Origin of the sequence: Mesorhizobium sp. M7A.F.Ca.CA.001.04.2.1 (assembly GCF_003998485.1) — a bacterium.
Lineage (GTDB): Bacteria > Pseudomonadota > Alphaproteobacteria > Rhizobiales > Rhizobiaceae > Mesorhizobium > Mesorhizobium ciceri.
Genome location: NZ_RZQT01000026.1, coordinates 1 through 13,197, shown reverse-complemented (window position 1 = coordinate 13,197; position 13,197 = coordinate 1). Strand labels below are relative to the sequence as shown.

Annotated in this window: 7 protein-coding genes, 1 tRNA gene and 1 pseudogene; 3 read left to right on the top strand and 6 right to left on the bottom strand. The window is 62.5% G+C overall.

Features of this window, described 5'->3' with window-relative positions; genetic code table 11:
* Nucleotides 1–10: 10 nt before the first annotated feature.
* Both EN955_RS10945 and EN955_RS10940 read right to left on the bottom strand, forming a co-directional pair.
* Nucleotides 11–1,015, bottom strand: coding sequence for a sugar ABC transporter substrate-binding protein (locus EN955_RS10945; protein ID WP_024505140.1), 1,005 nt, complete (start codon nt 1,013–1,015; stop codon nt 11–13).
* Nucleotides 1,016–1,050: 35 nt separating this feature from the next.
* Nucleotides 1,051–2,028 carry an ABC transporter permease gene (locus EN955_RS10940; RefSeq protein ID WP_024505139.1) on the bottom strand — a complete coding sequence of 326 codons (978 nt, stop codon included), beginning with the start codon at nt 2,026–2,028 and terminating at the stop codon, nt 1,051–1,053.
* A gap of 969 nt (nt 2,029–2,997) precedes the next feature.
* Here EN955_RS10940 and EN955_RS10935 point away from each other — a divergent pair.
* Nucleotides 2,998–3,360 (top strand): hypothetical protein, encoded by a 363-nt coding sequence (locus tag EN955_RS10935; protein WP_024505138.1) that lies wholly within the window; start codon nt 2,998–3,000, stop codon nt 3,358–3,360.
* A 368-nt stretch (nt 3,361–3,728) separates the two neighbouring features.
* On the opposite strand, the gene EN955_RS10925 is transcribed toward EN955_RS10935, so the two are convergent.
* Nucleotides 3,729–3,805 (bottom strand) — tRNA-His (locus EN955_RS10925).
* A 369-nt stretch (nt 3,806–4,174) separates the two neighbouring features.
* A complete protein-coding gene (locus EN955_RS10920; protein WP_013530255.1) occupies nt 4,175–4,633 on the bottom strand; it encodes a phasin in 459 nt (152 codons plus the stop codon).
* A gap of 248 nt (nt 4,634–4,881) precedes the next feature.
* Here EN955_RS10920 and EN955_RS10915 point away from each other — a divergent pair, with 248 nt between their 5' ends.
* The gene (locus EN955_RS10915; RefSeq protein ID WP_024505137.1) at nt 4,882–8,664 is read left to right on the top strand and encodes a PAS domain S-box protein; all 3,783 of its coding nucleotides are present in this window, start codon (nt 4,882–4,884) and stop codon (nt 8,662–8,664) included.
* Nucleotides 8,665–8,989: 325 nt separating this feature from the next.
* On the opposite strand, the gene EN955_RS10910 is transcribed toward EN955_RS10915, so the two are convergent.
* A complete protein-coding gene (locus EN955_RS10910; protein WP_024505752.1) occupies nt 8,990–10,948 on the bottom strand; it encodes an acetoacetate--CoA ligase in 1,959 nt (652 codons plus the stop codon).
* Nucleotides 10,949–11,201: 253 nt separating this feature from the next.
* Between EN955_RS10910 and EN955_RS10905 the strand changes: the two genes are divergently transcribed.
* The gene (locus EN955_RS10905; protein WP_024505753.1) at nt 11,202–13,055 is read left to right on the top strand and encodes an AsmA family protein; all 1,854 of its coding nucleotides are present in this window, start codon (nt 11,202–11,204) and stop codon (nt 13,053–13,055) included.
* An 18-nt stretch (nt 13,056–13,073) separates the two neighbouring features.
* Here EN955_RS10905 and EN955_RS10900 read toward each other — a convergent pair.
* Nucleotides 13,074–13,197, bottom strand: a pseudogene (locus tag EN955_RS10900) (putrescine ABC transporter permease PotI); the annotation flags it as partial.

Below are 13,197 nucleotides of genomic sequence, written 5' to 3'. Positions count from 1 at the left end.
TTCCGTTGGCCTACTTCAGCTGGTCGAGCTGCCAGCAGGTACGCGGACCGATATTGTCCTTCGTCAGCAGCGTGAGAGGCGTGTAGTAAGAGGTCTTGCTCTCTCCGGCCTTGGCTGGCGACAGCAGCGATTGCACGATCTGCTGGTTGATAGCATTGCCCTGGAGCGGGACATCGTAGCTGATGATCAGGTCGAGCAGGCCCTTCTTGATGTTGTCGCAACCGATCTGGTTGCCGCCGCCGGAGGTGACGACATAGACGTCGTCGGCCTTTCCGGCCGCCTGGATCGCGGCGCCGGCGCCGACATCCTGGTTGTCCCAGTTTCCGACGACGCCACAAAGGTCGGGATGCTGCTGCAACACCGTCTCCATGATCGCGCGCGCCTTGGCAGGATCATACTGAGCCGCCTGTTCCGACACGATCTTGATCGACGGATCCTTGGCGAAGGTTTGCTTATAGGCATAAAGCTCGTAAAGGTCGGAAGCAGCGGTAGGCTGACCACGGATGATGGCGATCTTGCCCGACTTGCCGGAACCGGCCCCGCACTGTTTCACCAACGCATCTGCCTCGATGTAGCCCACCCGCGACCAGTCGGCGCCGACATAGGCGTCGGTCGGAACCACGGATTCGAGATTGAGCTGGACCACCTTGATGCCGGCGTCCATGGCACGCTTCAGCAAGCGAGCGTAGGATTGCACATCGGGATTGTGCGCGATGATGAGGTCGGGTTTCTCGGCGATCAGCGCGGTCAGCGCCCGCGTACCCGCATCCGTGCTCCAGTTCGGATCGCGGATTTCGAGCGTATAGCCAAGATCGGCCGCTTGCTTGCGCATGATCGCGGCCCACCCCTCCGTAAGGTCGAACCCCATCGCCAGGGGGATGAAGACAACGCGCTTTCCCTTCAGCCCGTCGTAGAATGGATTGCGCGACGGGTTATCCAAGCCGTCATCGGCATGCGTGGTGCCCACCAGCCCGAGGGCCATCAGCCCTGCGGCCAGAATAGTGCGAATTTTCATGGTTTCCTCCCGTTGAATCGCAAACAAGATATCGTTCAGATGTCCCCTTGGCTTTGTTGCGAGGTCTGCTCGTCCCTGGGGTTGATGAAGCTGTCCACCATGATCGCCAGCAATAGGATCAAGCTCTTGATCAGGTTTTGTGTGGTGTAGGTGATGTCGAGAATGGTCATGCCGTTGAGCAACACGCCGACCAGCAGCGTTCCCACCAGCACGTTGCGCACGCCGCCACGGCCGCCGCTCAGGCTTATACCGCCCAGCACTACGACGAGCAGTACATCGTAGATCATGGTGGAGTTGTAGACACGCGTGCTCATGCCGGACACAGCCGCCGCCATGACGATGCCAGCAAGGAAGGCGATCAGCGAACTCACGACATATTGCACCACGATCAGCGGCCTTAGCGGCAAACCAGTGATGCGGGCCGCCAGCGGATTGTCCCCTGCCGCGTAGACGAACCGGCCAAAACGGGTGCGCAGCAGCAGCAAGGCAATCAGGGCCGCAAGTACGGCGAAAGCGGCGATCGGCATCGGCAGGCCGAACAACAAGCCACGTCCGAGAAAGTCGAACCATTCGACGCCGGTCGGGGAGTTCTGCACGTCGATCTCAAACAGGAAGGCGCGTCCTGATCCGTAGATCACCAGCCCCATGGCCAAGGTCGTGAAGATCGCCGGAATGTCCGCATAGGCAATCAGGATGCCGCTCGCCAGACCGATGGCGACGGCGAGCAGGAAACCATACGCCAGGGCGGTATCGAACGGCGTGCCGGACTGCGCCATGGACAGGACCCACGACAGCGAGACCACCATCGTGGCGACCATTGCGAGGTCTATTCCCCGGCCGATCACCACCAACCCCATGCCGAGCCCGAGGATGCCCAGAATCGAGACGCTGCGCACCAGCGCTATGAGGTTGCCGGCGGTCAGGAAATTGTTGAGTGAGACCGCGAAGACGGCGAACATCGCAACGGCCAGTGCGAACACCACGCCCTCTTGCGACAATTGCACCTTCCCCATTCCGGACCTCCCAGACCGGCCGATGCCGATCCGCGGATGCGAACCCGCGCGATCGGCATCAAGCTGGCACAACATCCCTTTTTTGGAGGAGCCGAGACAGACCCGTCGATGGAATATCAGTTATGCTGGCCCGCCGCTCTATCGAGTCCGCGGCCCAAGCGGTGCCAAGCCCGTGTGGTCAGTCCGCGGCCCAGCCGCCGTCGATGATCATGGCGTCCCCGATCATCGAGCAAGACGCGTAGGTTGCATGATGGGACTATTTGGCCATGGGCTGCATTGATGGTCGATTTTAACGGAGGGTTTGCCATGTCCGCCATCGACAGCATCACTGGAATTTTCTCCTCGAAGCAAGAGGCCAAGAGGGCGGCGTCTGCAAAGGCTGCTCCTAAGAAAGCCCCTGCAAAAAGGCTGTTCCGGCTAAGTCAACAACGACCAAGAGCAGCGGCCCCGCACCCGCGATGGCAGCCCATTCCAAAGATGCCGCGAGCAAGGGCAAGTCTGGCCAACCTAAGGCTGCCAGCTCAGAAAAACCGGTTGAGCCAAGAAGGAAAACCCGCTTTGGCGGGTTTTTGTCGCCGAACGAGAGCCATATGTGCAAGCAAGATGGGGCTCGCTGATCTGGCCGCCGGTCCGCCACTATCGACGGTCGTCCTACAGGACACTGGGCTCCGAGTCGCTGCCTCCTTCTCGCGAAGAGTGCTGCCGAAGGCACCTTGTTTGGCTCGCGGACGTTGCTGGCAAAAGGCTGCGTTGATCGTAGCATCACAAGGAATGGGTGGCCGGCAGCGCGTCGAACGGTCCTCGAAGGTCGCAGAGGCGACACTGCTTTTCTTTTCGAACGGACCAACAGTCCCGGCCTTGGGGCGGTGTGGACGCGCTTACTGGCGTGACCGGGTCTCAGGATGTTTTCCTGTGTGAAGACTGACGGTAGGGATTGCCGATTGCAAGAGCGGGTCCATAGTGACGCGGATGGGGGCGCAGTACGTTGATCTCGTTTTACTCGAGCAATCGCTGGCCGATACCGGTGGTTCGAATCGCCCGTTCTCTGATCGCGTGACCGACATTGCGCAGAAGACGGCTGGCTCCGTGCTGTTCGACGTTCGCGTCTACGACAATCCTGGCATTCAACGGATCGCGGCAATCGCCTACGGAGCGGACGGCGTCGTCGCGATCGTTATGGCCAGCGATGGAGGACTTGCTTCGGTGCCAGTCGATGAGGGCAACTACGTCCTGATCGCGGAACTTAGCGCCTGGTACGCGCTGCCGATGGCAGAACAGATAAACACCAGTTACCTCGAGGCGGCGACCAAGCTGCTTGTCGAGATCGCCTAGGCTGGCCGCATCCACAGGCGCATTCCGCTGGGAATCCTCGTCGGAAAGCGCCGTCACGAGCTTGATGGCCTCGTTCCAATGTCGCGCCACGTCAGCACGGGTAATGGTGCGGTCAGGTCGATAGGCCGGCAGAGCCCGAAAGTGCCTTCAGGTCGCGCAACACGGACGCAATGTGCGGCCATGGGAAATCGGTCGGATCGCCAATATCCCTGTCGGCGCCAACAATCATCTCCAGCTTTGCGATGACCTAGCGAGCTACAGCCCCATTTGTACCACAATAGGTAACACAAAAATGGAAAATTGCCGCGAGACCGCTCACCGGAATCCGGAAAGTCTATAAAGAATTCAATGGCCTATAGGAAAGCCGATGGTACCGTTGGCTGGGATCGAACCAGCGACCTCCGGATCCACAATCCGGCGCTCTAACCATCTGAGCTACAACGGCACGTTGCCTGAGCGGATCGAAACAGAAACTCATCCGCCGCTCTGTCGTTCGGCGATGCGTCCTTACGGGCTTATGGATTCTAATTCAAGGCTTTTGGAAAGCAAAGGTCACTTCCCCACATCGGCGCGGCATTCGCCCAGCAAGAAGGCGCAGGCAAGGACCAGGCGACGGACAAAGAAAAAGGCCGGCGGGAGGAGGTGCCGGCCTTTTCCTGTTCCGAGCCAGCGGGAGGAGGTGCTGGCTGGTCACCCCGGGGAGCAGAGGGAGGAGGTTCCACTCACCGGGTATTCCTTGATGGCTGCCATCATACACCTGATCGTTTTTAAGAAAATGCGACCTTTTGTTGCATCTTCAGATCATGCGCAAATGTTAGGCAACCTTGATTTCCTTCATCGCCTTCTCGAAGGCGGTCTTGATCGGCTTGGAGACGTCCTCGGCGGCCTTGGAGGCAACGGCCTGGAAGTCCTTGGCCTGCTCGACGGTCGATTCGACGCGCTTGCGCAGGAAGGCGGTCTGCAGCTCGACGACTTCCGACAGCGACTTGGCGCCGATCAGGGCTTCGAGGTGGGAAAAACCGGCCTCGGCATTGGCACGCAAAGCGGAGATGGTCTTGAGCGACAGGTCGTTGGAAACGGTCTTGGCGGTCTCGTAGGTCGACTCCAGAGCCTTCTGGGTCTCCTCGGCGCCGGTCTTCAGCTTGGCATAAGCCTCTTTCGACTGCTCAACGCCCTTTTCGGCGAAAGCGCGAATCTGGTCAGTCGCCTTGGAAGCGTCGAAGCTCGGGAATTCAACGTTTTCGATCGTCTCGGCGGTCTTGGTCCTGGACATTTTCCATCCTTTTCAGCGGCAGCGGCTTTGACAGAAAGCCGTCTCGTTCATGTATGATGGCAATATAAAGGCAAATTTTGTGCATTGCAATATCTTTGTTGCAGTGCACCATAAATTTCTTTTGGGCCGTTAACCAAGAGCCCAGATTCCAGCCTTTGCACGTTCTGGCTTGTGGACCTTCGCGCCTCCGGCTTTTATTAACAAAGCGTTAACTGCAAAATCGCCGCTCCGTGAGGTCCGCCAAGCGCATGCCGTCCGAATATTCCTTCCTTGATGTCGCCGTGCTCGACGCGGTCCGCCAGGGCTTTGCCGCAGGCGACGCGATCGCGATCCTGTCGGCGGATCTGGAGCAGGTGATCTGGGCCAATGGGCCAGGAGCCGCGATGTTCGGTTATCCCGACATCGAGGCGATCATAGGCGCCTCGGCGCAGTTGCCCGTGATCGCCAGGCGCCAGATCATGGCGACCAGCGGATTTCCCGAGATTGGCAGCGACCGCGCCATCATGGTGCGGCTGGCGACCGGCATGACCAGCCGCGCCGTCGGCTTCCTGGCCAGTGCGGTGACCATGCCGGACGCCGAGAAGGCGATCATGCTGGCAGTGCCGGCGGCTCAGACAGGGTCACGCAGTGCCGGCGAAATCGCCGCGCGCGCCATTAGCGGCTTCACCGAGGATGGTCATTTCATCGCCTTTGTCGATGCCAGGGGCAACGTTGAGGCGGCCTCGGAAGGATTTTCGGCACTGGGCATCCTGCCGGAGACGCTGGCAGCACTGGTTGCCGACGTCGCAGCCGAGAGCGACCGCATCGTCAAGCGCCTTGTCCCGGGCGGCACGGCCTCCTACCCGGCAGGTCTGGCAAGATTGACCGAGGAGCGGCATCTGCTGGTGGTGATCGACGAGGACCAGCTCGACGACACAGCCCCTGCGGGCGAACACCTCACGCAAACCATTGCCGAGGCGGCACCAGCTGGCGATGCGGCTTCGCAGCCGGAACAGGGTGGCGAGACACCGACCGAGGAACCAGGCGCCGCACTGCCGACCGAGGACGTCGCCGCATCGCAGCCGCATGCGATCACCGACGCGATCGGGCAGGCGCCGACGGCTGCCAATAGCGATCAGGCGGCAGCAGAGCCCACACCGGCGCAACACGACCATTGGTACTTCAACGCCGGCGAGGACGGAGGGGAACAGGCGCCGCGACCAGCTGCGTCCGGACCTGAAGCGCCTCAAGAACCGGCGGCCCTGGAAGTCCAGTCCACCTCCGCGGCCACGCCGACGACCGTCTCGGCGATAGACCGCGCAGCGGCGCCGGTGCGCTTCGTCTGGCGCACCGATGCCGAAGGCAAGTTCAGCGCGCTGTCGCCGGAATTCGCCGACATCGTCGGCAAGCCGGCGGCCGACGTGATTGGCCGACGCTTCAGGGATGTCGCCGCCACATTCGGCCTCGACCCCTCGGGCGAGATATCGGGGCTCCTCGAACGGCGCGATACCTGGTCCGGACGCTCGGTGCTGTGGCCGGTCGTCGGCACCGATCTGAAGATACCCGTCGACCTGGCGGCGCTGCCTGTCTATGGCCGCAGCCGCGCCTTCGAGGGTTTCCGCGGCTTCGGCGTCGCCCGCGCCAGCGACGCGGTCGTCGATCCGGAGGCCATCGGCATGGCGCTGGTGCCCAATGGCCGGGCGCCGGCAACGCCGGAACCGCAAGTCATCCAACCCGCGCCCGAACAGCCGAAGGCTGAGGAGCCCAGGGCCGAGGACGCTCAGGCATCGGATCCGTTCAAGGGCGAGGTGCCGGCGCTGACCATCGTGCCGAAACAGGAGCGGCGCTTTGCCGACAAGGTGATCCGGCTCGCCGAACATCGGCAGCCAGCCAACGACAAGGGCCTCTCGACCCTGGAACGCAGCGCCTTCCGCGAAATCGGCGAGCGGCTGAAGAAGGAGAGTGCTCCGGTCGAGCCACCAGAGACTGAGACTGCTGAGGCGTCGGCAGCGGAGACCGAGGCTCCGGTCAAGGCGTCCGACGACCCGATGCGCACCGGCGGCACCCCTGCCTCAGGGCCAGAGAACGAACCGGCCGAGCCATCCGAGACCGATGTCGATGCCGAAGACGAGCAGGATCTGGCACGGCTTGACGGTCACCCGGACGAAGCGGCTCGTGAAGCCCCCCCTGGGATGAATGTGACGGGCTCGTTGCTGGACTATGCCGGCCAAGATGACGAACGTGGCCCCGTGGCGGCGGAACCAGAAAACACCGCTGCGGTTTCGCCCGGCGAAGAGCCTGAAGCCACTGACACGACACATGACGTCCTCGATGACGACAGCATGACGACAGCAGATTTTCGCGATGCCGAAGACAGCGAGGATTGGGCGCAGCCCGACGAGGAAGCCGCATCGCCTGACGAGCAGGCGGTTGCCGAGCAAACCGTCAATGCAGGCGACGCTGCGGAAATACGCGTCGAGCGCCCTCGCCTGCAGGTTCCGCCGCTCAAGGCCGAAGGGTTCGTGCCGTCGGCGTTTTCCGCCGGAGATGAACACAAGGCCCCGGACACGTCGCTGCTCGGTAAGCTGCCCGTGCCGTTGCTCATCCATTCCGGAGACCAGTTGCACTATGCGAACGAGGAATTCCTCAGCCTGACCGGCTACGAGGCGCTCGACGATCTGGCGGATGCCGGCGGCCTCGGCGCGTTGTTTGCCGACCCCTATGCCGACGACGGCGTTTCCGACGGCACCGATCGCGCGCTGCGGTTGAAGACGCGTGATGGACAGGAATTCCCGATCGAGGCCATTTTGCGCTCTGTCCCCTGGCGCGACGGCAAGGCGCTGATGCTGGTCGTGCGACGCTCCGGCGAGGATGATGCGCCGGCGAGCCTGCATGTGGTTGGCGACGAGCAGACGCAGCCGGATATTTCCGAGCTCAAGGCGCGCATCGCCGAGATGCGCACCATTATCGACACCGCCACCGACGGCGTCGTGCTGATCGGCCGTGACGGCACCATCCGATCGATCAGCCGGCCAGCCGAAGCACTGTTCGGCTTCGACAGCGACGATGTGACCGGCAAGCCGTTCGCTTCGCTGTTTGCCATCGAAAGCCAGCGCGCCGCACGCGACTATCTCAACGGACTGTCCGAGCCCGGCGTGGCGAGTGTCATGAACGATGGCCGCGAGGTGATCGGGCGCGAGTCGCAAGGCCGCTTCATTCCGCTGTTCATGACCATCGGCCGGCTGCCCAACGACAGCGGCTTCTGCGCCGTCGTTCGCGATATCACGCAGTGGAAGCGGGCCGAAGAGGATTTGACGCAGGCGCGTGCCGTGGCCGAGCGCGCGTCCTCGCAGAAGACCGATTTCCTCGCCCGCATCAGCCACGAGATCCGCACCCCGCTCAACGCCATCATCGGCTTTTCCGAACTGATGGTCGACGAGAAGTTCGGGCCGGTGGCCAACGACCGCTACCGCGACTATCTGCGCGATATCAACCGCTCGGGCAATCATGTGCTCGACCTGGTCAACGACCTGCTCGACATCTCCAAGATCGAGGCTGGCCAGCAGGAGATGGCCTATGAGGCGGTGTCGCTCAACGACACGCTGGCCGAGACGGTGGCGATGATGCAGCCGCAGGCCAACCGCGAACGGGTCATCATCCGCTCCAGCTTCGCTTCGCGGCTGCCGGAAGTGGTGGCGGACCTGCGCAGCGTGCGCCAGATCGCGCTCAACATCCTGTCGAATGCCATCCGCTACACCCAGGCCGGCGGCCAGGTGATCGTCTCGACCGCCTATGAGACGTCGGGCGACGTCGTCATGCGGGTGCGCGACACCGGCATCGGCATGAGCCATGCCGAGATCGAGCAGGCGCTGAAGCCGTTCAAGCAGATCAACGCGCTGAAGCGCGGACGCGGCGACGGCACCGGGCTTGGACTGCCTTTGACCAAAGCGATGGTGGAAGCCAACCGTGCCCGGTTCACCATCAATTCGACACCGGGCGAAGGCACCTTGGTCGAGGTCGCTTTTCCATCGACCCGTGTGCTCGCGGAATAGATCAGCCCTCCACGCTTCGATCCCGATAAAAAGAAAAAGGCGCCCAAAGGCGCCTTAAGAGATGGGATTGCTGTCACAACGGGGGCTTGAGCGAATTCGGATCCTCGGGGCTGAGGAACGGGATTTCTCCCTCAAGTTACCTGCGACTATCGAGGCCGGACCTTAACAACTCCTTACCGGGGCGCCGGAAAATTTACGAATGTGTACCACTCATGAAATCTAGGTAAATTCTAGCGAGATATTTCGTTAACCATTCCGAAGTCACTCTTTCATACGTGTCGTTGCCTCAAAACCGGGGCCACTTTTGAGCGACATGCATTAGCAGCTACTCGGCCAATTGCGGCAGGTTCTTGAACAGCTCAAGCGCCTCTGGATTGGCGAGCGCCTCCTTGTTCTTGATGGCGCGGCCATGCACCACGTCGCGCACCGCAAGCTCGGTGATCTTGCCCGATTTGGTGCGAGGGATGTCGGTGACGGCGACGATCCTTGCCGGCACGTGACGCGGGCTCGCGCCGCTACGGATTTTTGCCCGTATGCGTTTTTCCAGATCCTCGTCGAGCTGCACGCCGGCGGCCAGGCGCACGAACAGGATGACGCGCACGTCGTTGTCGAAGTCCTGTCCGATGCACAAAGCTTCCAGGATCTCAGGCATCTGCTCGACCTGATTGTAGATCTCCGCCGTGCCGATCCTCACCCCGCCCGGGTTGAGCGTCGCGTCGGAGCGGCCATGGATGATGAGGCCGCCATGCTCGGTCCATTCGGCGAAATCGCCATGACACCAGACATTGTCGAAGCGCTCGAAATAGGCCGCCCGGTACTTCTTGCCATCGGGGTCGTTCCAGAAGCCGATCGGCATCGCCGGAAAGGCTTTTGCGCAGACCAACTCGCCCTTCTCCTGTCGGACCGGCCTGCCGTCGTCGTCCCAGACATCGATGGCCAGGCCGAGGCCGGGTCCCTGGATCTCGCCGGTCCAGACCGGCTGCGTCGGCACGCCGAGCACGAAGCAGGAGACGATGTCGGTGCCGCCGGAGACCGAGGCCAGATGTACGTCCTTCTTGATGCCGTCATAAACGAAGCGGAAATCTTCCGGCGACAGCGGCGAGCCGGTGGAGGAGATTGCCCGCACAGTGGACAGATCATGCGTGCGGATCGGCTTGAGGCCGGCCTTGCGCACGGAATCGATGAACTTGGCCGAGGTGCCGAGGAAAGTCATCTTCTCGGCATCGGCGAAATCGAACAGCACATTGCCGTCGGGATAGAAGGGCGAACCGTCATAGAGCAGCAGCGTGGCGCCCGAAGCGAGACCCGACACCAGCCAGTTCCACATCATCCAGCCGCAGGTGGTGAAGTAGAAAAAGCGGTCGCCGTCGGTGAGACCGGCATGCAGCCGGTGTTCCTTGACATGCTGGATCAGCGTGCCGCCGGCCGAATGGACGATGCATTTGGGAATGCCGGTCGTTCCCGACGAAAACAGGATGTAAAGCGGATGCGAAAACGGCAGCGGCTCGAAGGCGACGGGCTTGCCGGCGAAGGGCGACAGCGCCTCTTCCAGCGCCACCGCCTTGTCGATGATCCCGGCGACATCGCTCGATGTGCCGAGATAGTCGACGACCAGGATCTTGCGGACAGTGCCGAGCTTGGCCGCGACCGCGGCGATCTTGTCGGCGACTTCGATCGCCTTGCCATTGTACCAATAGCCATCCGGCGCGATGAAGACGACGGGCTCGATCTGGCCGAACCTGTCGAGCACGCCCTGCTCGCCGAAATCGGGAGAGCAGGACGACCAGACGGCGCCGATCGAGGCGGCTGCCAGCATGGCGGCGACGGTCTCCGGCATGTTGGGCATCATGGCGGCAATGCGGTCGCCCTTCTTCACCTTGAGCGACAGGAAAAGCTGCTGCAGCCGCGAGGTCAGCGCGTGCAACTCGTTCCAGGACAGCCGGCGCTCGACCTTGTCTTCGCCGCGAAACACGATTGCGTCGCCTGAGCCGGTCTTCTTCAGCAGATTCCCGGCGAAATTCAGTGTCGCATCGGGAAAGAAAGAAGCGCCGGGCATCTTGTCGCCGTCGACGAGCAGCTTGTCGCCCTTGTCGCCGACGATGCCGCAGAAATCCCAGACCAGGCTCCAGAACCCTTCACGGTCCTCGACCGACCAGGCGTGAAGCTGCGAATACGAGGAAAACGCTACGCCGGCTTTCACTCCGGCGGCCTTGGTGAAGGCGGTCAAGGGTGCTGCGTCAATCTGGTCTTGCGTCGGTGTCCAGAGCGGTTGTTCGGCAGCCATGATCGTTCCTCCACGGTCGCCATCGCTTATGCATATCGCGGCGCAGCAGAGCAAGATTTTGTTCGGCTGATGCGACCAGATGTGCGCAAATGCCATCGCCGGGCCATAAAGACTTGAAATGCCTCAGCCCTAAGTCGTAGTGACAACTTGAAGTCGTAGTGACGGCCGGAAGTCCTGGTGACGACCGGGGCCGTGGTGACGACCGGGGTTACACCCGTCGGGCGATTGTCGGAATGGAAGCATACGGGGCCATATGCCATCATCTATGATCCGGCGCGGAATATGGGCGATCGGCGCTGCCGTGATCGTCGTCGCGCTGGTCGTTGCCGCCCTGCCGCTGATTGCCTCCACCCGTATCGTGCGCGACCGCATCGCCTGGGAAATGAGTGCGTGGAGCGGCTTCCGTGTCGCCATCGACGGTTCGCCGCGTATCGAGGTCTGGCCGACATTCCGCGCCATCCTGACCGATGTGACGCTGTCACAATGGACCGACACCGAGGCGCCGCCGGTGGTCGAGGCAGAACGGGTCGAGGTCGACCTTTCCGCCATGGCGGCCTTGCGCGGCGACGTGGTGTTTTCGACGGCGCGGCTGGTGCGGCCGACGATCCGGGTCCAGCGCACGCCTGCCGGCCTTTTCCTGCCCGCTGTCCCGACCGGCGGGCGCATCACGCGCTCCATCGACACGGCGCGCGGCCTGGTCAACGCCGACCCCGCCAAACCGGACCTCGACAAGCTGCCTACCGACACCTTCGGCACGGTCGAGTTTCGCGACGGCCGCATGGTAGCCTCCATCGGCGGCAAGGACGTCGAGATCCTGAGCAGTTTGAACGGTCAGGCAAATTGGGCGGCGATGAACAGCAATGCGACGCTGTCGGCAACCGGCATCTGGCGGGGCGAAAGCGTCGCGCTGGACGTCGCCTCGGCCAAACCGCTTGTGCTGTTTGCCGGCGGCACGGCGCCGCTGACACTGTCCTTCAAGGCGGCGCCCGCCACCTTCTCGTTCGACGGCACGGCCAGCATGTCTGAAAATACCTATTTCGACGGTCAAGCGAAGTTCTCGGCACCCTCGCTGCGGCGTGTCCTGGAATGGTCGCAGGCCGGCATCGCTCCGGGTGCGGCGATCGGCTCGGTCAGCATTTCGAGCAAGATCACCGCGACCGGCGGGCGCGTCAAGTTCGACAACACGGCGATTGCACTCGACAACAATCCGGGGATGGGTGCGCTGGACCTCTCGCTTGGTGAAGCACAACCTGTGATCTCCGGCACGCTCGCCTTCGACACGCTCGACCTCAGATCGTTTCTGTCGGCCTTCACCCCGCTGGTGCCGACCGGAGGAGCGGGGCCTGGCGAAATCGACACAAGTTTCGCCGACAAGATCAATCTCGATCTCAGGCTGTCGGCGGCGCACGCCACGGCGGGGCCGATCCAGCTCGCCGACGTCGCCGCCACCGCACAGGTCAAGGATGGTCTGTCCGTCTTCGACATCTCCGATGCCTCGGCCTTCGGCGGCAACATCCAGACCAGCCTTCGCTTCGATCGCAAGCCGGAAGGCTCGCAGGTCGAAATCCGCCTTCTGGCGTCCGACATCGACGGCGGTGCTTTCGGCACGGCGGCGGGGATGACGCGGCTGGTGCCGGTCGGCACGGGCACCGTCTCGGTGATCCTCAAGGGGCCGGGCAGAACCTGGGATTCCATCTTCGACAATGCCGACGGCTCGGTCTCGGCGACCTTCGGGCCGGGTGCGTTGAGCAAGCTCAACCTGCCGGCCTTCCTCAAACATACCGAACAGGGCGGCTTCTTCGCGCTCGACGATGTCTCCGACGCAACATTGCCGATCGACGGTGCCGAGATCAAGGCCACCATTTCGAAGGGCGTGGCGCGAATCGACAAGGCCGAGGCCAATTCAGCGAAGTACAAGATCTGGCTGTCCGGCATCGCGTCCTACGCCGGGCGCGGACTGGCCTTGTCCGGCGGCGTCATTCAGCCGGATCAGGCGGCAACGCAGGCCAACGGCCAGCAAGGCCCCAACCAGTCGTCGTTCTTCGTCGGCGGAACCTGGAGCACGCCGTTCATTTCCCCGATCAGCCGCGGCGTTTCGGGGGAATAAGCGGTCGCGTTTTCATCTTCACCCGCGCTGCGCGGCCTGCTCGTCGAGCTGGCGCTGCACCTCACGCCGCTTGTTGGCAAGCGAGGCGATGATGACGCCGATCGCCACGACGGCGATCAGGATGGTGCAGGCGGCGTTGATT